The organism is Streptomyces tibetensis, from assembly GCF_007655005.1.
In the GTDB taxonomy this organism is placed as follows: Bacteria; Actinomycetota; Actinomycetes; order Streptomycetales; family Streptomycetaceae; genus Streptomyces; species Streptomyces tibetensis.
Genome location: NZ_SZVW01000005.1, coordinates 319,043 through 343,410, shown reverse-complemented (window position 1 = coordinate 343,410; position 24,368 = coordinate 319,043). Strand labels below are relative to the sequence as shown.

23 protein-coding genes and 2 pseudogenes are annotated in these 24,368 nt (G+C 71.6%); 10 read left to right on the top strand and 15 right to left on the bottom strand.

Annotated elements, in window-relative coordinates:
* Position 1: 1 nt before the first annotated feature.
* The 7 genes from FDO69_RS10910 to FDO69_RS10880 form a co-directional block, all read right to left on the bottom strand.
* Positions 2-1,288: a pectate lyase family protein gene (locus FDO69_RS10910; protein ID WP_104779564.1), complete on the bottom strand. Its 1,287-nt coding sequence runs from the start codon at positions 1,286-1,288 to the stop codon at positions 2-4.
* Positions 1,285-2,181 carry a carbohydrate ABC transporter permease gene (locus FDO69_RS10905; RefSeq protein WP_104779563.1) on the bottom strand — a complete coding sequence of 299 codons (897 nt, stop codon included), beginning with the start codon at positions 2,179-2,181 and terminating at the stop codon, positions 1,285-1,287. Before FDO69_RS10905 ends, FDO69_RS10910 begins: the two co-directional genes overlap by 4 nt.
* Complete coding sequence (locus tag FDO69_RS10900; RefSeq protein ID WP_033310841.1) at positions 2,178-3,113, bottom strand: carbohydrate ABC transporter permease; 936 nt, start codon at positions 3,111-3,113, stop codon at positions 2,178-2,180. The genes FDO69_RS10905 and FDO69_RS10900 overlap by 4 nt, the downstream gene beginning before the upstream one ends.
* A 173-nt stretch (positions 3,114-3,286) precedes the next feature.
* A complete protein-coding gene (araD, locus tag FDO69_RS10895; protein WP_104779562.1) occupies positions 3,287-5,017 on the bottom strand; it encodes an L-arabinonate dehydratase in 1,731 nt (576 codons plus the stop codon).
* On the bottom strand, positions 5,014-5,925 hold the full coding sequence (locus FDO69_RS10890; protein ID WP_104779561.1) for a dihydrodipicolinate synthase family protein: 912 nt from the start codon (positions 5,923-5,925) through the stop codon (positions 5,014-5,016). The genes araD and FDO69_RS10890 overlap by 4 nt, the downstream gene beginning before the upstream one ends.
* A complete protein-coding gene (locus FDO69_RS10885) occupies positions 5,922-6,581 on the bottom strand; it encodes a GntR family transcriptional regulator (RefSeq protein WP_104779560.1) in 660 nt (219 codons plus the stop codon). The genes FDO69_RS10890 and FDO69_RS10885 overlap by 4 nt, the downstream gene beginning before the upstream one ends.
* Positions 6,582-6,775: 194 nt before the next feature.
* Complete coding sequence (locus FDO69_RS10880; RefSeq protein WP_104779559.1) at positions 6,776-7,375, bottom strand: TIGR03086 family metal-binding protein; 600 nt, start codon at positions 7,373-7,375, stop codon at positions 6,776-6,778.
* 159 nt (positions 7,376-7,534) lie between these two features.
* Here FDO69_RS10880 and FDO69_RS10875 point away from each other — a divergent pair, with 159 nt between their 5' ends.
* On the top strand, positions 7,535-7,990 hold the full coding sequence (locus tag FDO69_RS10875; RefSeq protein WP_234387891.1) for an SRPBCC family protein: 456 nt from the start codon (positions 7,535-7,537) through the stop codon (positions 7,988-7,990).
* 71 nt (positions 7,991-8,061) lie between these two features.
* Positions 8,062-9,300, top strand: a complete 1,239-nt coding sequence (locus tag FDO69_RS10870) for an MFS transporter (protein WP_104779558.1) — start codon at positions 8,062-8,064, stop codon at positions 9,298-9,300.
* Here FDO69_RS10870 and FDO69_RS10865 read toward each other — a convergent pair.
* Both FDO69_RS10865 and FDO69_RS10860 read right to left on the bottom strand, forming a co-directional pair.
* On the bottom strand, positions 9,237-10,400 hold the full coding sequence (locus tag FDO69_RS10865; RefSeq protein ID WP_104779557.1) for a hypothetical protein: 1,164 nt from the start codon (positions 10,398-10,400) through the stop codon (positions 9,237-9,239). The two genes, FDO69_RS10870 and FDO69_RS10865, sit on opposite strands and share 64 nt — an antisense overlap.
* Positions 10,397-11,338, bottom strand: a complete 942-nt coding sequence (locus tag FDO69_RS10860; protein WP_104779556.1) for a 5-dehydro-4-deoxyglucarate dehydratase — start codon at positions 11,336-11,338, stop codon at positions 10,397-10,399. The genes FDO69_RS10865 and FDO69_RS10860 overlap by 4 nt, the downstream gene beginning before the upstream one ends.
* Positions 11,339-11,576: 238 nt before the next feature.
* Here FDO69_RS10860 and FDO69_RS10855 point away from each other — a divergent pair, with 238 nt between their 5' ends.
* The 8 genes from FDO69_RS10855 to FDO69_RS10820 all read left to right on the top strand — a co-directional run bounded on the left by FDO69_RS10855 (position 11,577) and on the right by FDO69_RS10820 (position 19,237).
* The gene (locus FDO69_RS10855) at positions 11,577-12,386 is read left to right on the top strand and encodes an NAD-dependent epimerase/dehydratase family protein (RefSeq protein ID WP_104779555.1); all 810 of its coding nucleotides are present in this window, start codon (positions 11,577-11,579) and stop codon (positions 12,384-12,386) included.
* Between the two features lie 323 nt (positions 12,387-12,709).
* Positions 12,710-13,477 (top strand): DeoR/GlpR family DNA-binding transcription regulator, encoded by a 768-nt coding sequence (locus FDO69_RS10850; RefSeq protein ID WP_104779672.1) that lies wholly within the window; start codon positions 12,710-12,712, stop codon positions 13,475-13,477.
* Positions 13,478-13,555: 78 nt separating this feature from the next.
* Complete coding sequence (locus FDO69_RS10845; RefSeq protein WP_104779554.1) at positions 13,556-14,929, top strand: ABC transporter substrate-binding protein; 1,374 nt, start codon at positions 13,556-13,558, stop codon at positions 14,927-14,929.
* A complete protein-coding gene (locus tag FDO69_RS10840) occupies positions 14,926-15,867 on the top strand; it encodes a carbohydrate ABC transporter permease (protein WP_104779553.1) in 942 nt (313 codons plus the stop codon). Before FDO69_RS10845 ends, FDO69_RS10840 begins: the two co-directional genes overlap by 4 nt.
* Entirely contained in the window at positions 15,864-16,688 is an 825-nt protein-coding gene (locus tag FDO69_RS10835; RefSeq protein WP_104779552.1) for a carbohydrate ABC transporter permease, read from the top strand. The genes FDO69_RS10840 and FDO69_RS10835 overlap by 4 nt, the downstream gene beginning before the upstream one ends.
* A complete protein-coding gene (locus FDO69_RS10830; protein ID WP_104779551.1) occupies positions 16,685-17,674 on the top strand; it encodes a zinc-dependent alcohol dehydrogenase family protein in 990 nt (329 codons plus the stop codon). Before FDO69_RS10835 ends, FDO69_RS10830 begins: the two co-directional genes overlap by 4 nt.
* Positions 17,675-17,748: 74 nt before the next feature.
* On the top strand, positions 17,749-17,970 hold the full coding sequence (locus FDO69_RS10825; protein WP_104779550.1) for a hypothetical protein: 222 nt from the start codon (positions 17,749-17,751) through the stop codon (positions 17,968-17,970).
* A gap of 64 nt (positions 17,971-18,034) precedes the next feature.
* Positions 18,035-19,237, top strand: a complete 1,203-nt coding sequence (locus tag FDO69_RS10820; RefSeq protein ID WP_104779549.1) for a TerD family protein — start codon at positions 18,035-18,037, stop codon at positions 19,235-19,237.
* A 57-nt stretch (positions 19,238-19,294) separates the two neighbouring features.
* On the opposite strand, the gene FDO69_RS10815 is transcribed toward FDO69_RS10820, so the two are convergent.
* From FDO69_RS10815 to FDO69_RS10790, 6 genes and pseudogenes are all read right to left on the bottom strand, one after another.
* Positions 19,295-19,870, bottom strand: coding sequence for a TetR/AcrR family transcriptional regulator (locus FDO69_RS10815; RefSeq protein ID WP_104779548.1), 576 nt, complete (start codon positions 19,868-19,870; stop codon positions 19,295-19,297).
* Between the two features lie 178 nt (positions 19,871-20,048).
* On the bottom strand, positions 20,049-21,086 hold the full coding sequence (locus FDO69_RS10810) for a LacI family DNA-binding transcriptional regulator (RefSeq protein ID WP_104779671.1): 1,038 nt from the start codon (positions 21,084-21,086) through the stop codon (positions 20,049-20,051).
* Between the two features lie 345 nt (positions 21,087-21,431).
* A pseudogene (locus tag FDO69_RS10805) lies at positions 21,432-21,836 on the bottom strand (VOC family protein).
* Between the two features lie 83 nt (positions 21,837-21,919).
* Entirely contained in the window at positions 21,920-22,936 is a 1,017-nt protein-coding gene (locus FDO69_RS10800) for a 1-aminocyclopropane-1-carboxylate deaminase (RefSeq protein ID WP_104779547.1), read from the bottom strand.
* 29 nt (positions 22,937-22,965) lie between these two features.
* The gene (locus FDO69_RS10795; protein ID WP_104779546.1) at positions 22,966-23,607 is read right to left on the bottom strand and encodes a GntR family transcriptional regulator; all 642 of its coding nucleotides are present in this window, start codon (positions 23,605-23,607) and stop codon (positions 22,966-22,968) included.
* A gap of 157 nt (positions 23,608-23,764) precedes the next feature.
* A pseudogene (locus FDO69_RS10790) lies at positions 23,765-24,322 on the bottom strand (TROVE domain-containing protein); the annotation flags it as partial.
* Positions 24,323-24,368: the final 46 nt, after the last annotated feature.

Genomic DNA, 24,368 nt, shown 5'->3' with positions numbered 1-24,368 from the left:
GTCACCGGATCCTCCCGGCACCCGCGCCGCGGGCCACCGCCCGGTCGGCTGCCGCGGCGCTGTCGATCCGCCCGTGCAGGGTGGGCGTCCAGCCGACGTCGGCCGTCAGATCGCGCTCGCTGCCCGAGTTGTAGGCGTTGTATATGGCGAGCAGGTCGACCGGGAAGCCGTTGAAGAGCGTGCCGCTCTGGTGCAGGGCGCTGCCGTTCCAGCTCTTGACCAGGTCCGCGACCTCCACGTGGCCGGGCGCGTGGAAGGCGTTGTTCTCGGCGAACATCCTCGACTCGGTGGAGACGCCGAGGGAGTAGCGGTGGTCGTCGCCGGTGATGTCGTAGCGGTTGTTGTAGACGTGGACCTGGCCGAAGCGGACGCGCGGGGCGCGCTGGACGACGGACTCGAAGGCGTTGTGGTGCAGGGTGACGCGGAGCTTGCCGCGGTCGCCGGTGGCGGCGTCGCCGCTGCCGATGAGCATCGCCTTGTCGTGACCCGTGAAGCGGCTCCAGGAGACGGTGACGAGGTCGGATCCGTTGGTGATGTCCAGCAGGCCGTCGTGGCGCAGGTAGTTGCGGGCGAAGTGGGTCGGTTCCTTCGCGTCGGGGTGGCCCTTGTCGCTCAGCGTCACGTGGTCCACCCACACATGGGTGGCTCCGGTCAGCCAGATGTTGTCGTACGCCGTCTTCCAGTCGCCGAGGCCGCCGGTGTTGGGCTGCCAGACGGGGAAGCAGTCGTAGGCGTCGCGCACGTCCAGGTTGCGGATGATCACGTTGTCCGCGTTCCTCACCGTCAGGCTCGCGCCCTTGAGGACGGCCGAGTCGCCGAGGCCGACGATCGTGGTGTTGGAGCCGACGGGCAGCACGATCCGCTCGGCCTGCCGCGCGGCGGAGGCCTGGCGGGCCTCCTCCTGGGGGCCACTGGGCTTGGCCGAGCCCCAGGTGCGGGGGTCGTAGGCGGCCAGGTACTTCTTCAGGGCGTACCCGCCGGTGGTGTAGTCGGCGCAGTCCAGGCGGTCGCCGTCGTCGTCGGTGTTGGCGTCGATCGTCCCGGCGATCTTGATGATCTTCGGGGTGTCGCTGCCGCCGTCGAGGGCGCGGACCAGTCCGGCCCGGTCGGTGACCGTGTGGACGTGGTCGGCGTCGGCGGCCGCTCCCCCGGTGGTGCCCGCCCCTTCGGCGGCCCAGCCGTCGTTCGCCGGGAGGGGGTCGCGGCCGATGTCCCGGGCCTCGGCGTGTGCGGGCACGCAGAGCACCCCGAGCAGCCCGGCCGCGACCGCCAGGTGTCTGCCCCTCATCCCTTCACCGCCCCCGCGCTGAACCCGGTGATCAGCCACTTCTGGATGAAGGCGAACACGATCACCACCGGCACGGCGGCGATGATGCCGCCCGCGGCGAGTGCGCCCAGGTCGACGCTGTCGGCACTCATCAGACTGTTCAGGCCGACCGGGATCGTCTGCTTGTCCTGGTTGTTCAGGAACATCAGGGCGAACAGGAAATGATTCCAGGAGTGGACGAAGGCGAAGGAGCCGACGGCGATCAGACCGGGCCGCAACAACGGCAGCACCACGATCCGGAAGGCCGTCATACGGTTGCAGCCGTCGACCCAGGCCGCCTCCTCCAGGGAGTACGGCACGTTCTTGATGAAGTTGCTGATCAGGATCATCGACAGCGGCAGCTGGAAGACCGTCTCGGCGAGGATGACGCTGCCCAGCGAGTTGATCATCTGGAGCTCGGCGAAGATCTCGAACAGCGGGACCAGCAGCAGCGCGCCCGGCACGAACTGCGAGCACAGCAGGGCCAGCATGAACGCCCGCTTGACCTTGAAGTCGAACCGGGCCAGGGCGTAGCCGCCGGCCAGCGCGACGAGCGTGGTCATGAGCAGGGTGGCGACGCCGACGAGCACGCTGTTGGTGAAGTAGGTGCCGAAGCTGCGGTCCGTCCAGACCTTCTCGAAGTGGTCCAAGGTCATCGGCCAGGGCACGAGCGAGGTCGAGCCGGCCGGGCGCAGCGAGAAGAGCAGGATCCAGTAGAAGGGGATGAGGGTGAAAACCAGGTAGATGCCCAGGGGCAGGTAGATCTGCCAGCGGGGCGCCTCGTCCCAGGCGCGCTTGCCCTTGGCGGGGTGCGGGGGCCCGGGGGTGGCGGGCGCGGGGACGGGCACCGTCTTGGTGGCTTCCTTGACGCTCACTTGCTCTCGCCTCCGAACTTGCTCAGGCGCAGGTAGACCATCGAGCAGAAGAGCAGGATCACGAACGCCACCGTGGTCAGGGCCGACGCGTAGCCGAAGTTGTGGGCGTCGACGGATGTGTTGGCGATGTACAGCGGCAGCGTGGTCGTCTCACCCGCGGGGCCGCCGCCGGTCAGGGTGTAGAGCAGGTCGACGTTGTTGAACTCCCAGACCGCGCGCAGCAGGGTGGACAGGATGATCGCGTCCTTCAGGTGCGGCAGCGTGATGTGCCAGAACTGCTTGATGCGGCTCGCGCCGTCGACCTCGGCGGCCTCGTAGAGGTCCTTCGAGACGGACTGGAGGTCGGCGAGGATGAGGATCGCGAAGAACGGCACCCCGCGCCACAGGTCGGCCACGACCGCCGCCGGGAACACCGTCGAGGTGTCCGACAGCCAGCTCGTGCCGTAGGAGCCGATGCCCATGTCCGCGAGGTAACGGGTGATGCCCGTCTGGGAGTTGTAGAGCAGCACCCAGATCGCGGAGGTCAGCACGCCGGAGACGGCCCACGGGGAGAACACCAGGGCGCGTCCCAGGCCCCGGCCCACGAAGGTCTGGTTGACGATCAGGGCCAGGGCGAGGCCGAACAGCAGCTGGAGGCCGACCTCGACGACGACCCACTTGGCGCTGAAGACCAGGGTGTCCCAGAAGACCGGGTCCTTGGTGAAGGCGTGGACGAAGTTGTCGAAACCCGCGTAGCCGTTCCGCCAGGGCTTGGTGGGGTTGTAGTTCTGCAGGCTGTAGTAGAAGACGCTGATGACCGGGTAGGCGATGAACCCCAGCATCAGCAGGGCGGCCGGCGCGATCAGCAGGTACGGGAGCCTGCGCGGCGTGGCGGAGGCCCGGCGCCGCCGGGGTGGCGCGGGCGGTTTCGCCACGGCTGCGGCTTGGGCCATGACAGGGTCTCCGATCTGGGTACGGCTTGCGTTCGTGGTGCGGAAAGCGCTTTCTCGCTGTGCGTGCGTGCCACTTGAGGTTGCGTGGCGGGTACGGGTGCGTTGTGGCTCGTCGCGCCCACGCGGCGGAGCCGCATGTCGTTACAGCCCCGCGCCCCTAAAGGTGGGACCAGTCACCCTGCATACGGATCTGGGACCTTGCCTTGCCTGGCCAGGAACTCGAAGTCGCAGCCTGTGTCGGCCTGGGTGATCTGGTCGTTGTACAGGGCGCCGTAGCCGCGTTCGTAGCGGGTGGGCGGCGGAGCCCAGTCCTTGCGGCGGCTCTCCAACTCCTGCTCACTCACATTGAGTTGGAGGGCGCGGGCCTCGACGTCCAGGGTGATCGAGTCGCCGGTGCGGACCAGGGCGAGCGGGCCGCCCACATACGACTCGGGTGCGACGTGCAGCACACACGCGCCGTAACTCGTGCCGCTCATCCGGGCGTCGGAGATCCGGACCATGTCCCGCACGCCCTGCTTGAGCAGGTGGTCGGGGATGGGGAGCATGCCGTACTCGGGCATGCCCGGGCCGCCCTTGGGACCGGCGTTGCGCAGCACCAGGACGCTGTCGGCCGTGATGTTCAACGTCGGGTCGTTGATGGTGCGCTGCATGGTCTTGTAGTCGTCGAAGACGACCGCGGGCCCGGTGTGCTTGAGCAGGTGCGGCTCCGCGGAGATGTGCTTGATGACCGCACCGTCCGGGCAGAGGTTGCCGCGCAGTACGGCGACTCCGCCCTCCGGCGCGACCGGGTTGTCCCGGGTCCGGATGACGTCGTCGTCGTGGACGACGGCGCTCTCGATCTGCTCGCGCAGGGTCCCGTTGACGGTGGGCCGGTCCAGGTGCAGCAGGTCGGTGATCCGGGAGAGGAAGGCGGGCAGACCACCGGCGAAGTAGAAGTCCTCCATGAGGTAGGTCCGTCCGCCGGGCCGGACGTTGGCCAGCACCGGCACGGTGCGGGCGATGCGGTCGAAGTCGTCGAGGGTGAGCTCGACCCGGCAGCGCCCCGCCATCGCGATCAGGTGGATGACGGCGTTGGTGGAGCCGCCGAGCCCGAGCACCGTGGTCACGGCGTCCTCGAAGGCCTCACGGGTGAGGATGCGGGACGGCTTGAGCGCGGTCCAGGCGAGTTCCACGGCACGGCGTCCCGAGGCGGCGGCCATCCGCTCGTGCCCGGAGTCGACGGCCGGGATCGAGGAGGCGCCCGGCAGCGTCATACCGAGGACTTCCGCCGCCGCGGTCATGGTCGACGCGGTCCCCATGGTCATGCAGTGACCGGGCGACCGGGCCAACCCACCCTGCAGCTCCCGCAGTTCGCAGTCGGTCAGGTTGCCCGCGCGATGCTCGTCCCAGTACTTCCACATGTCGGTGCCGGACCCGAGGGTCTCCCCGCGCCAGTGGCCGGGCAGCATCGGCCCCGCGGGCACGAAGAGGGACGGCACATCGGCCGAGGCCGCGCCCATGAGCAGCGCGGGCGTCGACTTGTCGCAGCCGCCCAGCAGCACCGCCGCGTCGATCGGGTACGACCGCAGCAACTCCTCGGTCTCCATCGCGAGCAGGTTGCGGTAGAGCATCGGGGTCGGCTTCTGGTACGTCTCGGAGAGCGTGGCGACCGGGAACTCCAGCGGGAAACCGCCGGCCTGCCACACCCCCCGCTTGACCGCCTCGGCGCGCTCGCGCAGATGGACGTGGCAGGGGTTGATGTCGGACCAGGTGTTCAGGACGGCGATCACCGGGCGGCCCCGGTACTCCTCCGCCTCGTAACCGAGCTGGCGCATCCGGGCGTTGTGGGACCAGGTACGCAACTGCCCCTCGGCGCCGTACCACTGGTGGCTCCTGAGCTCCTCGGGACGCAGCCTGCCGGTCATATCGACCACCCCGCCGCGATCGCGGCGACCTCGGCGCGCTCGCCCTCGGGCAGCGCCCTGCTCGGCGGACGGACCTCGCGGCGGCACAGCCCGAGGGAGGCGAGGGCCTCCTTGACGACGGTGACGTTGTCGGCGGAGCCGTTCGCGGCGCGCAGTTCCTCGAAGCGTCGGATCTGCTCCCAGACCTTCATCGCGGCCGGGTAGTCACCGCAGCGCAGCGCCTCGATCATGTTCAGGGAGACCGCCGGGGCGACGTTCACCAGCCCCGAGGTGAAGCCGGTGGCACCGGCGGAGAAGTAGGAGGGGGCGTACGGCTCGGCGAGCCCGGCCACCCACACGAACCGCTCGAGACCCGCGTCCCGGGCGAACGCGGCGAACTTGGCCGCGTCGGGGACGGCGTACTTCACGCCGATGACGTTCGGGCAGGCGTCGGCGAGTTCGGCGAGCCGGGCCCCGGTGAGCTGCGGGTTGCGGATGTACGGGACGACCCCCAGCTCGGGCACGGCCTCGGCGATGGCGCGGTGGTAGTCGACCCAGCCGGCCTGCGAGACGTAGGGGTGCACGGGCTGGTGGACCATCACCATCTGCGCGCCGAGCTCCCGGGCGTGCCGGGCGGAGGCGACGGCGGTCGGGACGTCGTGCCCCACACCGACCAGCACGACGGCCCGCTCGCCGGCCTCGTCGATCGTCAGCTCCGTGACGAGCCGCCGCTCTTCAGGGGTCAGGGCGTAGAACTCGCCGGTGTTGCCGTTCGGGGTGAGGGTCGTGATGCCGCCGTCGAGCAGGCGGCGCAGCAGGGCCCGGTGGGTGTCCTGGGCGACGGAGCCGTCCTCGGCGAACGGGGTCACCGGGATCGCCACCACGTCGGCCAGGGCCGCCCGCTGGGTCTCGAACGCCACGCTGCTCATTGCTGACCTTCCTGTTCCAGTGCCGCCTCGGGGAAAGCGCGCTGCACGAAGGACGCGATGTGGGCGTGCAGGGCACGGGCCGCACCGTCGGCGTCGCCGTCGAGGGCGAGCCGCAGGATCTCCCGGTGCTCGCCGGCCTCCCGCTCCCAGGAGGGCGAGGCGGCCCAGGCGACGGCGGAGACCAGGGCGGCCTGGTCGCGGACCTCGTCGAGCATCCGCCCGAGCAGCGGGTTGCCGCACGGCAGGTACAGGGAGCGGTGGAACTCCCGGTTGGCGAGGGAGCGTTCGGCGGTGTCGGTGGCGACGTCGGCGCGGGTCAGTGCGTCACGGGCGGCGTCCAGGGACGCCCCGCGCTGCACCGCCCGCCGCAGCGCCTCGGGCTCCAGCAGCAGCCGTACGTCGTAGACCTCGCGCGCCATGTCCGCGTCCACCAGGCGCACGGTGACGCCCTTGTACTGGCTCATCACGACCAGCCCGGTGCCCGCGAGGGTCTTGAGCGCCTCGCGCACGGGGGTCTTCGACACCCCGAACTGCGCGGCGAGCTCGGTCTCGACCAGCGCCTGCCCGGGCGTCAGCTGCCCGGTGAGGATGCGGTGTTTGATCCCCTCCAGCACGTACTGCGTGCGGGAGGGGATCGGCGTGGGCACAGAGGTCATGCGCGCCTCTCGGATCTCGCGTCTCGGGGGATCGCGTATCGGATCTCGCGTATCGCGTCTCATATATGACGTACGAAGTACGACGCGATGACGGTAGGAGGGCGCGTGGGGTTCGTCAATGCTTTCGACAGAGGAAGGTGCAATCGCTTTCTACGAAGTGCCGTCCGGGCGGGGGCGTTCTGACGGGATACGTCCTAGACGGCGCGTGCCCACCCCGGATCCCGCCCGCTCAGTCCCACCGCGCGGTCCAGCGGGGACGCGGCCGCGTCGACGGTGACGATCGGCCCGAAGATGGCACCGCGCTGGGGGTCGTCGGCGGAAGCGGCGAGGAAGTCGTGGCAGGCGCGGAGGGCGGCCGGGTCGGGGCGGTACGGCTGCCCCGTGGCGCGGGCCAGGTCCCAGCCGTGGATCACCAGCTCGTCGACGGCGACCAGGCCCGCGATCTCGCCGGGCAGGTCGACGCCCCCGGCCCGGGTCATGCCCGTCCAGGCGGCCGGGTCGCGCCAGGCCTCCGCCAGTTCGGCGAGGACCTTGGGCAGGTCCTCGCGCCAGCCGGGCGCGAGGTCGGGGCGTGCGGAGTCCGGGCTGGTGTCGGTCGTGGCGCCGAGGTCCTTGCGGGCGGCGTCACGGAAGGCGGCGGACAGTCCCGCCAGGTGGCCGAGCAGGTGGCGCACCGCGTACTCGGGGCAGGGAGTCGGGCCGGTCAGCTGCTCGTCGGTGACGCCGGCGACGAGCTGCGCCAGGGCCTCCGTCTGGGGTACGAGGTCGAGGGTCGTGCCGGTGGTGTCGGTCATGCGTGCTCCTCGGAAGTGTGGGCCTGGGAGGTGGACCGACACCGGCCGCGGAACTCATCGCCCGGCCGCCGCCCTCCTGGGAGTCCGCTCCTGAGTGGACCGAAGCCTAATATGTACATAAAGGTCATTCCAGGCACCTTCAGTGGCAGGTGGTGCGTGATGACACAGGACGGCGACCTGAGACTGCATCTGGAGTACGAGCTGGAGGATCTGCCCCCGGCCGTGTTCCGAGAACTGACCGACCCCCGGGAAGTGGCCCGCTGGTGGGGCCCGGACGGCTTCAGCACCCCGAGTGTGGAGATCGACCTCCGCCCGGGTGGGGCCTACCGGATAGCGATGCAGCCCCCGGAAGGCGGGCTGTTCTACCTGGTGGGCGAGTACATCGACGTCGATCCCCCGGTAGGCCTGTCGTACACCTTCCGTTGGGAGGATCCCGACCCCGAGGACCGGGAGACGGTGGTGACGCTGTCGCTGTACGACACCGACGTCCACCGGTCCCAGCTCACTCTCGACCAAGGCGCCTTCGCCACTGAGCGGCGGCGGGCTCTCCACGAGGAAGGCTGGAGCCGGGGCCTCGGCAAGCTCGGGGAAATGCTCGCCTCACAATGGGACTGATCACTGTCCCCCACTGATTAAGGCACTCTCCCGATCCCTCCGCACGGTCCTTAGTCCCACGATGGCCAGGCATGACGACCAAGACGACCTGGCCCCTCGTGCGTGTCCTGCGCGACCGTGACGCCGGGCTCTGCCTCTCCGGTGTGGTGGTCTCCGGCTTCGGCACCTCGGCCCTGTGGCTGGCGTCCGGCATGTGGGTCAAGGACCTGACCGGCTCGGACGGCCTGGCCGCGCTGTGCGTGCTCGCCATGTGGCTGCCGACCCTGGCCGGTCCGCTGCTGGGCACCCTCGCCGACCGGGGCCGCCGCAAACCGCTGCTGACGGGCGTGAACCTGCTGCCGGCCGCCCTGCTGCTCACCCTCGTGAGTGTCGACGGCCCGGGCGACCTGTGGCTGCTGTACGCGGTGCTGTTGGTGTACGGCGCGGCGGGCGTCGTCCACGACGCGGCCGAGTCGGCGCTCGTGGCGCGGGCGGTCGACCCGGGACTGCTGGGCGACTTCAACGGCCTGCGCACGACCGCCACCGAGGGCATGAAGCTCGTGGCTCCGCTGGCGGGCGCGGGCCTCTGCGCGGCGTACGGCGGCGCGAGCGTCGCCCTCCTGGACGCGGCGACGTTCGTGCTGGCCGCGGGGCTGTATGCGCTGCTGCGGGTGCGGGAGGAGAGGCCCGCGCCCCCCACCGGCAGCGGGCGGCAGCGGACCGCCGAGGGCGCCCGGCACCTGTGGGCGCACCCCGTGCTGCGCCCGCTGGTCCTGGCGGGCGGGGCCACGATGCTGTGTGCCGGCCTGAACGGGGCGATGGTGTACGCCGTGGTCGACGACCTCGGCCACTCCCCCGCGTACACCGGTGTGCTGTACGCCGTGCAGGGTGCCGGTTCGGTCGCGGCCGGTCTGCTCTGCGGTCCCGCCCTGCGCCGGCTGGGGACGAGGCGCTTCGCGGCGTCCGGCATCGCGCTGCTGGCTCCCGCTGTGGCGTTTCGGGCGGTGCCGTCCGACCCGGTGGCCCTGGTGTGCAGCGCGGCGATCGGCATGGGGTTGCCCGCGGTGCTGATCGCCGCGCTGACGTCCGTGCAGCGCGAGACGCCCGGTGCGCTGCTGGGCAGGGTCACGGCCACCGCCAACACGCTGGTGTTCACACCGAACGTGGTCGGGCTGGCCGCCGGAGCGGCCCTGGTGGAGCTGGTGAGCCACCGGCTGGTGCTGGTGGCCCTGGGCGTGGTCCTGCTGGTGACGGCTGCAGCGCTGTGTCAGAGCCCGGCGAGGGCGGAGCGGACCCTCTCCAGGTCGTCGTCGGACGCCAGCCCGGCGTGATACAGCCGCAGTTCGGTGGCGCCCAGCCGGCGTGCCTCGGCGGCGTCGGGGGCGAGGGTGGCGGGGCTGCCGCCCATCCCGGAGACGACGGGGAAGTTGGCGGCGACGACGGCGCCCTCGCGGTCCTGGCGTGCGAAGGGCGTCAGCGTGCCGGTGCCGCCCGCGCACGGTACGACCACGCCGTCCGCGACGGACAGGATGTGCGCCGGGTCGACCCCCGGGTTGGCGCCGACGTGGTACGACACGGGATCCGCGTGCAGGAGGACCTGGAAGCCGTCGTGCGCCGCCGCCCTGACCGCCGCGACGGCCTGTTCCTGGAGGCTGCGGGCGGTTTCGTCGCGGTACGCGCGCGTGGTGTTCGCGAGGGTCTCGCCGAGGAGCTTCTCGATGCCCGCCCAGCCTCCGTCGGAGGGCGCCCCCTGCCAGACCGGCTCCAGCGCGGTCCGTACGGCGGCCGCCAGCTCGTCTGCGTCCAGGCCGTGCCGGCCGTAGCCCTCGCGGCAGGACGGGCAGAAGCACAACGCCATGAGGTACTGCCCGGCCTCCCCGAGGCCGACGCCGCCGGTCTTGTCGTGGGCGTGCAGATGTTCCAGGCCGTACCAGCCGAGGGACTCCAGCTCGGTGCCGCTCGCCCCGGGCCGGACGGCCGCCTCGGCCGCCAGGTCGATGAGGTACGCGCGCGTGGCGGGCTGCGCGATGCACGGCGCCCAGGGATAGCGGTCGCCGTAGGCGTTGACGACCGAGGTGCCGGGGTGCTCGGCGCCCAGGCGGGAGTTGTGCGCGAGGACGACCCAGGTGTGCACCTCCAGGCCCGCCCCGGCGAGGGCGGTGGCGGCCTCGCCGAAGGCGTCCCCGGGGGCCCAGGCGCCGGCCGCGTAGGGGCGCAGTTCGCGCCCGGCCCAGCAGTCGTCCGCCGGGTAGAGCACGGCGGCGTGCTCGGCGGTGACGATGCGGTGGCGCGGGTGGCGGGGCGTGAGGGCGCGGGTGGAGTGGTAGGCGGCGGCGAGCGTCACCTGCTCCACGCCGAGCGCGGCGATCCGGGCGGGTGCCTCCGGGTCCCCGTTGACGTCCCAGGGGTAGACGAATGTCGACGCCTTCACTTGGTCTCCTCCAGCAGCGCGTAGCCGCGCTCGATCACGTCGGCGAGCTGCTTCACATGATCCTCGCTCGGCTCGTGCAGCGGTGGCCGCACCTCCCCCACGTCGAGGCCGCGCAGCCGTACACCGGCCTTGACCAGCGCCACCGCGTAGCCGCGGCCCTGGGCGCGCAGTTCGACGAACGGGCGGTAGAAGCCGTCCAGCAGCTTCTCCACGGTGGCGTCGTCGCCGGTCCTGAGTGCCTGGTGGAAGGCGAGGGCGAGCTCCGGCGCGAAGCAGAACACGGCGGAGGAGTAGAGCGTGACGCCGAGGGCGCGGTAGGCGAGCTGGGTCTGCTCGGCGGTCGGCAGGCCGTTGAAGTAGAGGAAGTCGCCCGGGGCCTCGGAGCGGACGGCGCTGACGACGCGCTGCATGCGGTCGAGGTCGCCGAGCCCGTCCTTGAGGCCGATGATCCCTTCCGTACGGGCGAGCCGGACGACCGTCTCGGGGGTGAACACGGCGTTGTCGCGCTGGTAGACGATGACCGGCAGGGCGGTCGCGGCGGCCACCTCGCGGTAGTGCCGCAGCAGCCCCTCCTGCCCGGCGACGACGAGGTACGGCGGCATGGCGAGCAGGCCGTCCGCCCCGGCGGCCTCGGCGAGGCGGGCGTAGCGCACGGCGAGCGCGGTGCCGTACCCGGCGCCGGCGACGACCGGCACCCGTCCGTCGACGGCCTCGACGGCGGCCCGTACGCAGGCCTCGAACTCCTCGGGCGTCAGGGCGTGGAACTCGCCGGTGCCGCAGCAGGCGAACACGGCGGCGGCTCCGGCCTGCACCCCGCGCCGGACGTGGGTGCGGAAGGTGTCGAGGTCCACGGAGCCGTCGGGGCCGTAGGCGGTGACCGGGAAGAACAGCGGCCCGCTGGGGATGTCGAGTCGAGCGGCGAGAGGGGCTGGCGTCACAAGCTCTCCCGGTTCCATATTCATGATTGGCGTCTATATTTCTGAACGACTCCACGCTAAGGCGCCGCCTTGGCGCCGGTCAAGCGCGCACACCCGCGACGCACCTGCGGATTCATCCCCTCCGCGGCATACTTGACGGGTTCCGCCCCGGATCCTTAGCGTGTCCACGCATATGAATGCCGTGCGCTCATGTGCACGCTTGGCGCACAGCACGGTTGGCGATCAAGGAGACCCGAGGATGCCCGCTCCCCGCACCGTCCTGCTCACCGGCGCCGCCGGCGGCCTCGGCACCCTCATGCGGGACCTGCTCCCGGCCTACGGCTACGACCTGCGCCTGCTGGACCTGCGCCCGATCGAGGGCGAGCCCGACGCCATCACCGCCGACCTCGCCGACCGGGACGCCGTGCGCGAGGCGGTCCGGGGCGTCGACGCGATCCTCCACCTCGCGGGCATCTCCCTGGAAGCCCCCTTCGAGAAGATCCTCAAGGCGAACATCGAGGGCACCTACCACCTGTACGAGGCCGCCCGCGAGGAGGGCGTCGGCCGGATCGTGTTCGCCTCCTCCAACCACGCCGTCGGCTACACCCCGCGCCCCCAGGGCGACGACCCCCTCATCCCGATCGACACCCCGCGCCGCCCGGACACCTTCTACGGCCTGTCCAAGTGCTTCGGCGAGGACCTGGCACAGCTCTACTGGGACAAGCACGGCCTGGAGACCGTCTCGGTACGGATCGGCTCCTGCTTCCCCGAGCCGACCAGCGTGCGCATGCTCTCGGTGTGGATGAGCCCCGCCGACGGCGCCCGCCTCTTCCACGCGGCCCTGACGGCCGAGCACGTCGGCCACACCGTCGTCCACGGCTCCTCCGCCAACACCCGGCTGTGGTGGGACCTCACGAGCGCCCGGGCGCTCGGCTACGAGCCGCAGGACGACTCCGAGCCCTACGCCGAGAAGCTCATCGCCGAGCAGGGCGAGCTGCGGGACGGCAACGAGGCCCACGCCTACCTGGGCGGCCAGTTCGTGACGGACCCGCCGATCTGGCCGTACTGACCGGAAACAGTCGTCACCAGGGCGGGCGGGCAGCAAACGGGCCCGCCCGCAGGCATGTCCGGGCACGAACCGTGCCCTGGTCGTAGGCGCGACAGCGCCACGCCCAGGGGCGCGGGGAACCACGCGACCAGCCACGACGAACCCGCGGCCGCCACACCACCGCACCCCCCGAGCCAGTGGGCCCGTCCCGCCCGAACGGGCACACGCGGGCAGCATCGGGCCCGGGTCAGGCCTGGTCACCACACTCCACCCGCTGTAGAACTTCCCCCAAGGCCCGACCGAGGGCCCGAACGGGCAGCGCAGCAGGAAGGCGGGTGACGGCCATGAACAGGACCGCGGAAGAACGCCGGCGCGACATCGTGCTGGCCGCACGGCGTGACGGCTCGGTCGACGTCAACGCCCTCGCCTTTGAACTGGGCGTGGCCAAGGAGACCGTACGGCGGGACCTGCGCGTCCTGGAGGACCACGGCCTGCTCCGCCGCACCCATGGCGGCGCCTACCCCGTGGAGAGCGCCGGCTTCGAGACGACGCTCGCCTTCCGCGCCACGAGCCACGTCCCGGAGAAGCGCCGGGTCGCGGCCGCCGCGGCCGAACTGCTCGGCGACGCCGAGACCGTCTTCGTCGACGAGGGCTACACCCCGCAGCTCATCGCCGAGGCACTCCCCCGGAACCGGCCGCTGACCGTGGTCACCGCGTCCCTGCCGGTCGCCGGCGCCCTCGCCGAGGCCGAGCACGTCTGCGTACTGCTGCTCGGCGGCCGGGTGCGGCGCGGCACCCTCGCCACCGTCGACCACTGGACGACGAAGATGCTGTCGGGCTTCGTCGTCGACCTGGCGTTCGTCGGCGCCAACGGCATCTCCCGCGAACACGGCCTCACCACCCCCGACCCGGCCGTCAGCGAGGTCAAGGCACAGGCGATCCGGGCCGCTCGACGCGTGGTCTTCGCAGGCGTGCACACCAAGTTCGGAGCGGTCAGCTTCTGCCGGTTCGCCGAGGTCGGCACGCTGGAGACGATCGTGACGAGCACCCTGCTCCCGGCCGCCGAGGCCCACCGCTACTCGCTGCTCGGACCGCAGGTCCTCCGCGTCTGACCCACCCCCCTCGCGTCCACCGGGCGCAGCCGCGCCCCTCCATGCCCTTTATCTCCCCATACATCCCAGGAGCGATCCATGCGAACCCAGAGCCGACGACGGCCACCGCGAGCCCCGCTCGCCCTGGCCGCCGCAGGGACGCTGCTCGCCCCGCTGCTGTCCGGCTGCTGGGTCGGCGCGGGCGGGGCCGGATCCGGCGGTGACGCCATCAACGTCCTGATGGTCAACAACCCCCAGATGGTCGAGCTGCAGAAGCTGACCCGTGCCCACTTCACCGAGGAGACGGGCATCAAGGTCAACTTCACGGTCCTGCCCGAGAACGACGTCCGCGACAAGATCAGCCAGGACTTCGCCAACCAGGCCGGCCAGTACGACGTCGCCACCCTGTCCAACTACGAGATACCGATCTACGCCCGCAACGGCTGGCTGCACGAGATGAACGGCTACGTCGCGAAGGACCCTGCCTACGACGAGCAGGACGTGCTCAAGCCGATGCGCCAGTCCCTCACCGCGGACGACGGCAAGCTCTACGGCCAGCCCTTCTACGGCGAGTCGTCGTTCCTGATGTACCGCAAGGACGTGTTCGACAAGAAGGGCCTGGCGATGCCCGCGCACCCCACCTGGCGGCAGGTGGCGGACCTCGCGGCCCGGGCCGACGGCGCCGAGCCCGGCATGAAGGGCATCTGCCTGCGCGGCCTGCCCGGCTGGGGTGAGGTGATGGCCCCGCTCACCACGGTCGTCAACACCTTCGGCGGCACCTGGTTCGACAAGGACTGGAAGGCGCGACTCGACTCCCCCGCCTTCGAGAAGGCGACGAAGTTCTACGTCGGTCTGGTGCGCGCCCACGGCGAGTCCGGCGCCGCCCAGTCCGGCTTCGCCGAGTGCCTCAACAACATGACCCAGGGCAAGGTCGCCATGTGGTACGACGCCACCTCCGCGGCCGGCTCCCTGGAGGCGGCGAAGTCCCCGGTCAAGGGCAAGATCGGCTACGTCCCCGCCCCCGTCGAGAAGACGAAGTCCTCCGGCTGGCTCTACACCTGGGCCTGGGGCATCCAGAAGGCCTCCCGCAACCCGGACGACGCCTGGAAATTCGTCTCCTGGGCCTCCGGCAAGGGCTACGAGCAGCTGGTCGGCGACAAGGCCGGCTGGTCGAACGTCCCCGCCGGCAAGCGGGCGTCGACGTACGCCAACGCCGACTACCGCAAGGAGGCCGGGGCCTTCCAGGAGATGACCAAGGAGGCCATCGAGCAGGCCCGCCCGACCGATCCCGGCGTGCAGCCGCGGCCCGCGCCCGGCATCCAGTTCGTCGGCATCCCCGAGTTCACCGACCTCGGCACCAAGGTCTCCCAGGAAATCAGCGCGGCCATCGCCGGACGCCAGTCCGTCGAGTCGGCCCTGAAGAAGTCACAGGCGCTCGCCGAGAAGATCTCCGAGGAGTACGAGGGACGATGACCGCCACGACAACGGCTCCCGTGGCCTCTCCCGGGATACCCGCCCCGGCCCGCCGGCCCTCCGCCCGGCTGCGCGCCTGGGCGACCCGGGCCCCGCTGCTGCCCGCCCTGATCTTCATGATCGTCGTCACCCAGCTGCCCTTCGTGGCCACGCTGGTGATCTCCTTCTTCGACTGGAACTCCCTCTATCCCGACGCCCGGCACTTCACCGGCGTCGACAACTACCAGGAGGTCCTCACCGACCCGGACCTGCGCCACTCGGTTGGGACGACGGTGCTGCTGACGGTGGCGGTGGTGCTGGCGAGCCTGGTCCTGGGGCTGGTCCTGGCCCTGCTGCTGGACCGGAGGTTCCGCGGCCGGGGCATCGTACGGACGCTGCTGATCGCGCCGTTCCTGGTGGTGCCGGTCGCGGCGGCCCTGCTCTGGAAGCATGTGCTCTACAACCCTGAATACGGCCTGTTCAATGGGTTGTTGCACTATGTGGGCGGTCCCCAGCCCGACTGGATCTCCACCACCCCGCTGCTCGCGGTCGAGGCGTCCCTCGTCTGGCAGTGGACGCCGTTCATGATGCTGATCCTGCTCGCCGGCCTGCAGAGCCGCGACCACGAGCAGATCGAGGCGGCCCGGGTCGACGGCGCGAGCGACTGGCAGATCTTCGTCCACCTGACGCTGCCGCACCTGCGCCGCTACCTCGAACTGGGCGCCCTGCTGGGCTCGATCTACATCGTCCAGAACTTCGACGCGGTCTTCACGATCACGTCCGGTGGCCTCGGCACCGCCAACCTGCCCTACACCGTCTACCAGAGCTTCTACCAGGCCCACGAGAACGGTCTCGCCTCGGCCGCGGGCGTCCTGGTGGTCATCGGCTCGATCGTCATCGCGACCTTCGCCCTGCGCGTGGTGTCGTCCCTGTTCCGCGAGGAGGCGTCCCGCGCATGAACGTCGTACGCCGTAACGGCCTGGGCCTGCTGGCCTGGCTGTCCGGGATCGTGTTCTTCCTGCCCATCGCGTGGATGGCACTGACGTCGTTCCACTCGGAGTCCGACGCCGCGACCAACCCGCCGTCCTTCGCCGCCGCCCTCACGCTGGACGGCTACCGCGACTTCTTCGGCGCGGGCGGCGGCGCGAGTCCCTGGCCGGCCCTGATCAACTCCACCGTCGCGTCCGTGGCCTCGACGCTGCTGGTCCTGCTGCTGGCCTTCCCCGCGGCGTACGCGCTGTCGGTCAACCGGGTGCGCAAGTGGACGGACGTGCTGTTCTTCTTCCTCTCCACGAAGATGCTGCCGGCCGTGGCGGGCCTGCTGCCGATCTATCTGTTCGCCAGGAACGCCGGGATGCTCGACAACATCTTGCTGCTGGTCATCCTCTACACCTCCATGAACCTGCCGATCGCGGTGTGGATGATGCAGTCCTTCCTCGCCGAGATCCCGGTCGCGGTGATCGAGGCGGCGAAGGTGGACGGGGCCCGGCTTCCCACGATCCTCGCGCGCGTGGTCGCCCCGATCTCCCTCCCCGGTATCGCCGCGACGGCGCTGATCTGCTTCATCTTCAGCTGGAACGAGCTGCTGTTCGCCCGGGTGCTCACGGGTGTGGTCGCCGAGACCGCCCCCGTCTTCCTGACCGGCTTCATCACCAGCCAGGGCCTGTTCCTGGCGAAGGTGTGCGCCGCGTCGCTCGTCATCTCCCTGCCGGTGCTCGCCGCGGGGTTCGCCGCCCAGGACAAGCTGGTCCAGGGCCTGTCGTTGGGAGCCGTGAAATGAAGGCCGCCGTCATCGAGTCCGTGGGCAAGGCCGTCGTCGCCGAGGTCCCGGACCCGACGCCAGGGCCGCGCGAGGTCGTCGTCGAGGTCGCCGCCTGCGGGCTGTGCGGAACCGACCTGCACATCCTCCAGGGCGAGTTCGCCCCGAAGCTGCCGATCGTGCCCGGGCACGAGTTCGCGGGCGAGGTGGTCGGCGTCGGCACCCGGGTCACGGAGGTGGCGGTGGGCGACCGGGTCGCCGTCGACCCGTCCCTCTACTGCTACGAGTGCCGCTACTGCCGCACCGGCCACAACAACCTCTGCGAACGCTGGGCGGCGATCGGCGTGACGACGGCCGGAGGGGCGGCGCAGTACGCGGTCGCGCCGGTGGCGAACTGCGTGAAGCTCCCCGAGCACGTCCGCACCGCGGACGCTGCGCTCGTCGAGCCGCTGTCCTGCGCGGTGCGCGGCTACGACGTGCTGCGCTCCCGCCTCGGCGCACACGTCCTGGTCTACGGCTCCGGCACCATGGGCTTGATGATGCTGGAGCTGGCCAAGCGCACGGGCGCGGCGAGCGTGGACGTCGTCGACGTGAACCCCGCCCGGCTGGAGACGGCCCGCCGCCTCGGCGTCTCGGCGTCGGCGGCGACCCCCGACGAACTGGACCGCCCGCAGGGCTGGGACCTGGTCGTCGACGCCACGGGCAACGCGGCGGCGATCCAGGACGGGCTGGACCGGGTGGCGAAGGCGGGCACGTTCCTGCAGTTCGGCGTGGCCGACTACGCCACCCGCGTGACGATCGACCCGTACCGCATCTACAACCAGGAGATCACCATCACGGGTTCGATGGCGGTGCTGCACAGCTTCGAACGGGCGGCGGAACTCTTCGCGGGCGGTGTTCTCGACCCGGAGGTCTTCATCAGCGACCGCATCCCGCTGGAGCGGTACCCGCAGGCGCTGGAACAGTTCGCGGCGGGGGTCGGCCGGAAGATCGTGGTCGTGCCGTAGGCCTACCGCGCCGGGGGGGCGGGAGCAGCCGAAATTCGGTGGGGCGTCCGCCCCCGCCCCCCTACGCTCACGGCATGCCACGACCCCACGGATTCACCTATGAGCAGCACGCGGGCGGAACCGTCCGCATCAGCCACCACGGCCGCCCCGCCACCACCCTGAACGGCCCCCGTGCCGCCCAGTTCCTCGCCGAGGTCGAAGCCTCAGAACCCCAGCTGGTCATGGCCCGCTGGACCGGCAACTACAAGCGCGGCAACGAACGCACCGCCCGGGACCACCCCCGCAATCGCCGGTGACCCGATTGGCCTGAAGGTAAGGGAACGGCAAAACCGCCTCGCTCGTTCACCCGGCATGACAGCTATGACCCCCGGCTCGAACATCCCCCTGTCCGCCGCCCGCGTGACGGTGGACGTCGCCGCCCCGGTGCGGCTCGACGTATCGGGCCTGCTGCTCACCGCCGACGGCAAGGTGCGCTCCGACGACGACTTCATCTTCTACAACCAGCCGTCGGGCCCGGGCGTGACGTACCGCTCGGGCGGCGGCAGTGCGCCCGACGCGATCGTGGTGGACACGACGGCCCTCCCGCCCGGCATCGAGAAGATCGTCGTCACGGCCAGCCCGGACGCCGCGGGCCAGACCTTCCAGGGCATCGAGCCGACGGCCACGATCCGCAACGCGGACGACAGCTCCGTCCTGGCCACGTTCACCCCGCCGCAGCTCGGCGGCGAAACGGCCCTGGTGATCGTGGAGGTCTACCAGCGCAACGGCCAGTGGAAGGCCCGCGCCGTCGGCCAGGGATACGCCAACGGCCTCGCCGGCATCGCCACGGACTTCGGAGTGACGGTGGAGGAGCCGGCCGCCGCCGCCCCGCCCCAGCAGGTCACCCCGCCGCCGGCCCCGGTGCAGCCGCCCGTGGCCCCGCCGGTCGCCGCGCCCGCCGCTCCCCCGGCCCCGGCCACACCTCCCCCGCCCGCGCCCGGCGCCGGGAAGATCAACCTCGACAAGGGCCGCGTCAGCCTCCAGAAGAACCAGACGGTCTCCCTGATCAAGGGCGGCCTCCCCCTGCTCTCCCAGGTCAGGATGGGCCTCGGCTGGGAGCCGGCGTACCGCGGCAAGGACATCGACCTGGACGCCTCGGTCATCGCCTACGGGCCGCAGCGCAACCACATCGACAGCTGCTACTTCGGCAAGCTCCAGATCGTGGGCGGCGCCATCCGGCACTCCGGCGACAACCTCACGGGCGAGGGCGGCGGCGACGACGAGACCATCATGGTCGACCTCGGCCGTCTGCCCCAGGAGGTCACCGGCCTGGTCTTCACGGTGAACTCCTTCTCCGGCCAGAAGTTCACGGAGGTCGCCAAGGCCTACTGCCGCCTCCTGGACGGCACGACCGGTGAGGAACTGGTCCGCTTCGACCTCACCAGCGCCGAGCCGCAGACGGGCGTGCTGATGGCCAAGCTGATCCGCCAGTTCTCCGGCGAGTGGGAGATGACGGCCATGGGCGACTTCGTGAAGTCCCGCACGGTCAGGGGCATGGTGAAGCCGGCGGCACAGGCCCTGTAACCCACCGAACCGGCCCTGGGGGACGCCCCCTCACCAGGGGGCGTCCGGCTCACCGCGTCAGCGGCGCCCCGCCATCAGCCCCTCCGTCAGCAGCGTCAGGTAGCGCCGGAGGTGCCGGCCCTCCCCGTCCGCCAGTTCCGACGCCGTCGCCATCCCGTGCGCCAGCCGCAGCACGTCGATCGGCTCGACGTCCGCCCGGAGTGTGCCCTCGTCCTGCGCCGCCCGGACCAGCCGCCCTGCAGCGACCTTGACCGCGTCGCCGCACGCCGTGGTCACGAGGGAGCCGGAGTCGGTGACGGCCGGTCCGAGCAGCGCCTTCAGCCCCCGCATCCGGATCATCCCGGCGCCCAGTTCGTACAGCCACTCCGTCAGCGCCTCGCCCGGCGGCAGTTCGACCGCGAGCACACCGGCCCGGGCCGCGATCGCCTCGATACGGTCCAGATAGGCGGCCTCCAGCAGCGCCTGCCGCGTCGGGAAGTGCCGGTAGAGCGTGCCGGAGCCGACCCCGGCCCGCTTGGCGATGTCGTCGAGGGACGCACCCTCCCCGTGCTCGGCGAACGCCTCCACGGCGACCGTCAGCAGCCGCTCGTAGTTGCGCCGGGCATCCGCCCGCATGGGCCTGGCCCGCACCACGCGACCACTCCTCACCACCGGGGACTCTCCGCGCACCTTACCGAGAACGGCCCGATCCCCCTGACGTCCCGCGAGACGGGCACCGCGTCCGCCCCCGACGCCCCCTGTGCCGGGCGGCACCACACGCCCACGCCCGTCCGGCGGTGCCGATCCGCCTGGAGGCCGGGCGACCGGGACGTCAGGCGGAGTCGCGCACCACGAGTTCGGGTGTCACCCACGCGTCGGCGCCCCGCAGCGGCTCCTCACCCGCGCGCAGCCGGGCCACCTGTTCCACGGCGAGCCGCCCGAGTCGCCGCTTGTCGATGTGCAGGGTGGTCAGGGCGGGGTCCACCAGCTCGCCCAGGGCCAGGCCGTCGAAGCCCAGCACGGCCAGGTCGTCCGGGACGCTCCGGCCGCGGCGGCGAGCGGTGCGCATCGCCCCGATCGCGATCAGGTCGTTGAAGCCGAACACCGCGGTGATCTCGGGCCGCGCGGTCAGCAGCGCCTCCATGCCCGACTCGCCGCCCGCAACGCTGTGCTCGGGGCACACCACGACCCAGTCCTCGGCCACGGGCAGGCCGAGCCGCCGCGCCTGCTCGAGGAAGGCCTGCCTGCGGGGGCTCGGGCCGTGCAGGCCGTCCAGCATGCCGATCCTGCGGTGCCCCGCGCGGAACAGATGGTTTATGCCCTGCTCGACACCGGCTGCGGCGTCGATGCTCACGGCCGCGAACCGGGTCTGCCTCGGGTCGCGCTCCAGCAGCACCAGCGGCACGCCGCCGAGGTGCCGGGTGAGCACGTCGTCCGGGTCCTTGAAGTAGCCGACGACCGCGTCCGCCTGATGGGAGAGCACGTCGAGCGCCTCCCGCTCCCGGGCCTCGTCGATCCGGGAGTCCCACACCACGACCTGCCAGCCGCGCTGCTCGGCCGCCTCCAGCACCCCGGCGGCCACTTCGGGGAAGAACGGGTTGCGCAGGTCCGGGATGACCAGGCCCGTTGTCACCGCGCCCTTGCGGACGAGTCCGCGCGCGAACCGGCTCGGCCGGTAGTCCAGGAGCCGCGCCGCCTCCAGGACCCGTTCCTTGGTGCCGGGATCGATCTCACCCTTGTCGTTGACCGCCCGGGAGACCGTCTGGCGTGACACCCCGGCCAGGCGGGCGACGTCGTGGATCGTGGCCCGGCGCCGGGCATCGTCGGGCCGCTCCGCACTCGGCTCCGCACGCTGATTGTCCGTCCGCACGCTCAGCACTGTATCCGGCACGAGAGCCGACCCGGCAGGGCAGCCGGACGGGCACCCCCACCGGTCGGCACCCGCGTACGGCGAGAAGGCGCCGTGTCGGGGGGCGTCCGCCCGCAGCGTTCGGTGCGGGCGGACGCCAGTCAGTCGGTATGTGCTTCCATCGCGCCGTTCCGAGGACGCCCCCCGGCGCGGCCCCGACCCACCACCCGGCGACGGCGCCCTCGTTCCCCCTGCCGATGCCTCATCGCCAGGGGGAACGACGGAGGGGAGCTGGAGCCGCACGGAACACCGCCGCAGCCGGCCGATCACCCCGGCCCGGCATCCACCACTCCCGGCATCCCCCCGTCAGTCACTCAGCTCGGTGAACAGCGTCAGCTGGAGAGCGCCCGGCGCTTCGAGCCGGGAGTTCAGGGAGTTCCAGGGAGTGCGCGTCGGCTCGGCGACGACCTCCGCTCCGGCGGCGGCCAGCTTCGCCGTCGTGGCGGCGGAGTCGTCCACCTCGAAGGCGACCCGGACGTGCCCGGCGACCCGCCGCCCCACCTAGACCTCGTCGATGAACGCCGCGTGGTTCGGATCGGTCAGCTCCAGAGTGGCCCGCCCGGCCTCCAGGATCGTGACCCGCCCGTCCTTTGAGGCGAAGGCCCCCCGCTCGGGCAGGCCCAGCACGTCCCGGTAGAAGTGCAGCGCGGCGTCGTAGTCCTCGGCGGTGACCACGAGGCGGAGTTCGCGAACGGCGGGCTCGTCGGACATGGCGGCTCCTCCAGGGTGTCGATTGACCGGGACAACCCGACGGCCCGACGGATCATTCCCCTGCGCACCCGGCAGCCCGACCGTCAGAACAGCGCGCTGTACGCGTTCAGCGCCGGCTGCCCGCCCAGATGGGCGTAGAGCACCGTGGCGTCGCGGCCGATCTCGCCGCTCGACACGAGGTCGATCATCCCGGCCATCGACTTGCCCTCGTAGACGGGGTCGGTGACCATCCCCTCCGTGCGGGCCGCGAGCCGCATCGCCGCCAGGGTGGGTTCGTCGGGAATGCCGTAGACGCCCGCGTGGTACCGCTCGTCGAGTTCGACGTCCGCCTCGGTCAACTCACGCCGGACGCCGATCAGCTGCCCGGTGCCGTGCGCGATCCGGGCGATCTGGGTGCGGGTCGCGGCCGGTTTCGCCGAGGCGTCGATGCCGAGCACGCGCCGGGGCCGCCCGCCCGCCTCCTCCAGTGCGGCGAACCCGGCGACCATGCCGGCCTGGGTCGACCCGGTCACCGAGCACACCACGACGGTGTCGAAGAAGACGCCCAGCTGCCGCTCCTGCTCGGCGACCTCGTACGCCCACCCGGCGAAGCCGAGCCCGCCGAGCGGGTGGTCGGAGGCGCCGGCCGGGATGGCGTACGGCTTCCCGCCGGCCTCCTCGACCTCCCTGAGCGCCTGCTCCCAGCTCTCCTTGAAGCCGATGCCGAACCCGGCCCTCACCAGCCGCACGTCGGCCCCGGCGAGCCGGCTGATCAGGATGTTGCCGACCTTGTCGTACACCGCGTCGGGCCAGTCCACCCAACTCTCCTGCACCAGAACGCACTTGAGCCCCGCCCGGGCGGCGACGGCCGCGACCTGGCGGGTGTGGTTGGACTGCACGCCCCCGATCGACACGAGGGTGTCGCAGCCCTGGGCGAGGGCGTCGGCGACCAGATACTCCAGTTTGCGGGTCTTGTTGCCGCCGTAGGCGACACCGGAGTTGCAGTCCTCACGCTTGGCCCAGAGGGAGGCGCCACCGAGGTGCGCGGTGAGCCGCTCCAGGGGGTGGACGGGCGAGGGTCCGAAGAGCAGGGGGTATCGCTCATACGAGGCAAGGGACATGGGTCGTCCTCCCGGGGTGGGGGTCGTTCTCAGTCGGCGAGCTCCTCGAGCCCCCGCCAGATCTCCGCCGTGACGAGGACCGCCGCGGCCGTGTCACCGGCCGCGCAGGCCTCGATCAAGCGCTCGTGCAGCCCGGCGGAGCGGCAGCTGCCGCCCTCACCGAAGCGCCGCCGCTCCAGGCGGCGGATGAGCGGCGTGTAACGGGCGACGGTCGCGGCGGCGGCGCGGTTGCCGCTCACCCGGACGAGGACGTCGTGCAGTTCGTCGTCGGCCCGCAGGGCCCCGTCCACGTCCCCGCAGCCCACGGCGGCGGCGAACCGCTCGTTGGCGGCCCGCATCGCCGTGATGTGCGCGGCGCCCAGCCGGGGCACGGCCACCCGCGTCACCAGCTCGTGCAGGGCGCCGACCACGGCGGCGGCGTCCCGTACGTCGGCGGCCACCAGCGGGGTCACCCGGGTGTAGCTCTGCGGCTTGCTCTCCAGCAGCCCGTCGTCCACCAGCCGGGAGAACGCCTCCCGCACCGGCGCCCGGGACAGCCCGAGCCGCTCCGCGAGGTCGGCGTCCCGCACCACCGCACCGGGTTCGATCTCCCCGGCCACGATGGCGTCCCGGATCGCCGCGTACGCCCGGTCGCGGAGCAGGGTGCGGGGCACGGGCCGGATGGCTTCCATGAACTGAAATGTTAGATGTCAGCCCTCGGCCCCACAAGGGTGCGCACAGGACGCGGCCCACGTTGAACCGCGGCCCGCACAGGACCTTGACCCGCACAGGACCTTGACCCGCTGGACCGTGGCCCGAACTCCCCACCGCAGTGCGGGCCACAGCCCCTCAGCCCACCCAGGGCCAGTCGGCGTTCCGGGAGGCCTCGATCAGCGGAACCATCCGGAAAGCCGCGTCCGAGAGGCCTCCGAAGGTGTGCCTGTTCCCGGAGCCCAACGGTCCGTGGCCCGCCCGGTGTCCGGCGAGGTTCCAGGTGTAGACCGGCACGTCGGCCGGGATCTGCTCGACCGGGTCGCCCCGGTGGTGGTGCGTGTACTGCTCGTCGGTGACGATCAGCACCCGGTCGTGCCTCTTGTAGTGCCGGCGTACCGCCTCCGTGGTGTCGGTGCCACCCAGGTCACCGAAGCGGTCGAGGACCTTCAGCACCGACTCGCCCCGGCGGAACGTCACGCGGTCGCTCGTAGAACCGAACTCGACGAGGTCCGCGCTTTCGGCCCGCAGGGCCAGCGCCGTACCGAAGATCGCCGCCGCGTCGGCGCGGTTGAGCTCCGAGCGGTCGGACAGCCGCGACCAGAACATCGATCCCGAGCGGTCGACGAGCACCAGCGTCCGGCCGGGCAGCGCGGGCGCGTTGGCCAGCGAGTGGCCGAGTGCCCGCTCCAGCGCGTCAGCAGCAGGGGGCGTCCGCCGAATAGGACGCCCCCACTCATAC

Coding starts and splice junctions, on each gene's coding strand:
- FDO69_RS10875 (WP_234387891.1), top strand. CDS start 7,535: ATGACACAGGACGGCGACCTGAGACTGCATCTGGAGTACGAGCTGGAG.
- FDO69_RS10890 (WP_104779561.1), bottom strand. CDS start 5,925: ATGAGCAGCGTGGCGTTCGAGACCCAGCGGGCGGCCCTGGCCGACGTG.
- FDO69_RS10840 (WP_104779553.1), top strand. CDS start 14,926: ATGACCGCCACGACAACGGCTCCCGTGGCCTCTCCCGGGATACCCGCC.
- FDO69_RS10820 (WP_104779549.1), top strand. CDS start 18,035: ATGACCCCCGGCTCGAACATCCCCCTGTCCGCCGCCCGCGTGACGGTG.
- FDO69_RS10870 (WP_104779558.1), top strand. CDS start 8,062: ATGACGACCAAGACGACCTGGCCCCTCGTGCGTGTCCTGCGCGACCGT.
- FDO69_RS10850 (WP_104779672.1), top strand. CDS start 12,710: ATGAACAGGACCGCGGAAGAACGCCGGCGCGACATCGTGCTGGCCGCA.
- FDO69_RS10830 (WP_104779551.1), top strand. CDS start 16,685: ATGAAGGCCGCCGTCATCGAGTCCGTGGGCAAGGCCGTCGTCGCCGAG.
- FDO69_RS10845 (WP_104779554.1), top strand. CDS start 13,556: ATGCGAACCCAGAGCCGACGACGGCCACCGCGAGCCCCGCTCGCCCTG.
- FDO69_RS10835 (WP_104779552.1), top strand. CDS start 15,864: ATGAACGTCGTACGCCGTAACGGCCTGGGCCTGCTGGCCTGGCTGTCC.
- FDO69_RS10800 (WP_104779547.1), bottom strand. CDS start 22,936: ATGTCCCTTGCCTCGTATGAGCGATACCCCCTGCTCTTCGGACCCTCG.
- FDO69_RS10885 (WP_104779560.1), bottom strand. CDS start 6,581: ATGACCTCTGTGCCCACGCCGATCCCCTCCCGCACGCAGTACGTGCTG.
- FDO69_RS10795 (WP_104779546.1), bottom strand. CDS start 23,607: ATGGAAGCCATCCGGCCCGTGCCCCGCACCCTGCTCCGCGACCGGGCG.
- FDO69_RS10825 (WP_104779550.1), top strand. CDS start 17,749: ATGCCACGACCCCACGGATTCACCTATGAGCAGCACGCGGGCGGAACC.
- FDO69_RS10855 (WP_104779555.1), top strand. CDS start 11,577: ATGCCCGCTCCCCGCACCGTCCTGCTCACCGGCGCCGCCGGCGGCCTC.
- araD (WP_104779562.1), bottom strand. CDS start 5,017: ATGACCGGCAGGCTGCGTCCCGAGGAGCTCAGGAGCCACCAGTGGTAC.
- FDO69_RS10910 (WP_104779564.1), bottom strand. CDS start 1,288: ATGAGGGGCAGACACCTGGCGGTCGCGGCCGGGCTGCTCGGGGTGCTC.
- FDO69_RS10900 (WP_033310841.1), bottom strand. CDS start 3,113: ATGGCCCAAGCCGCAGCCGTGGCGAAACCGCCCGCGCCACCCCGGCGG.
- FDO69_RS10880 (WP_104779559.1), bottom strand. CDS start 7,375: ATGACCGACACCACCGGCACGACCCTCGACCTCGTACCCCAGACGGAG.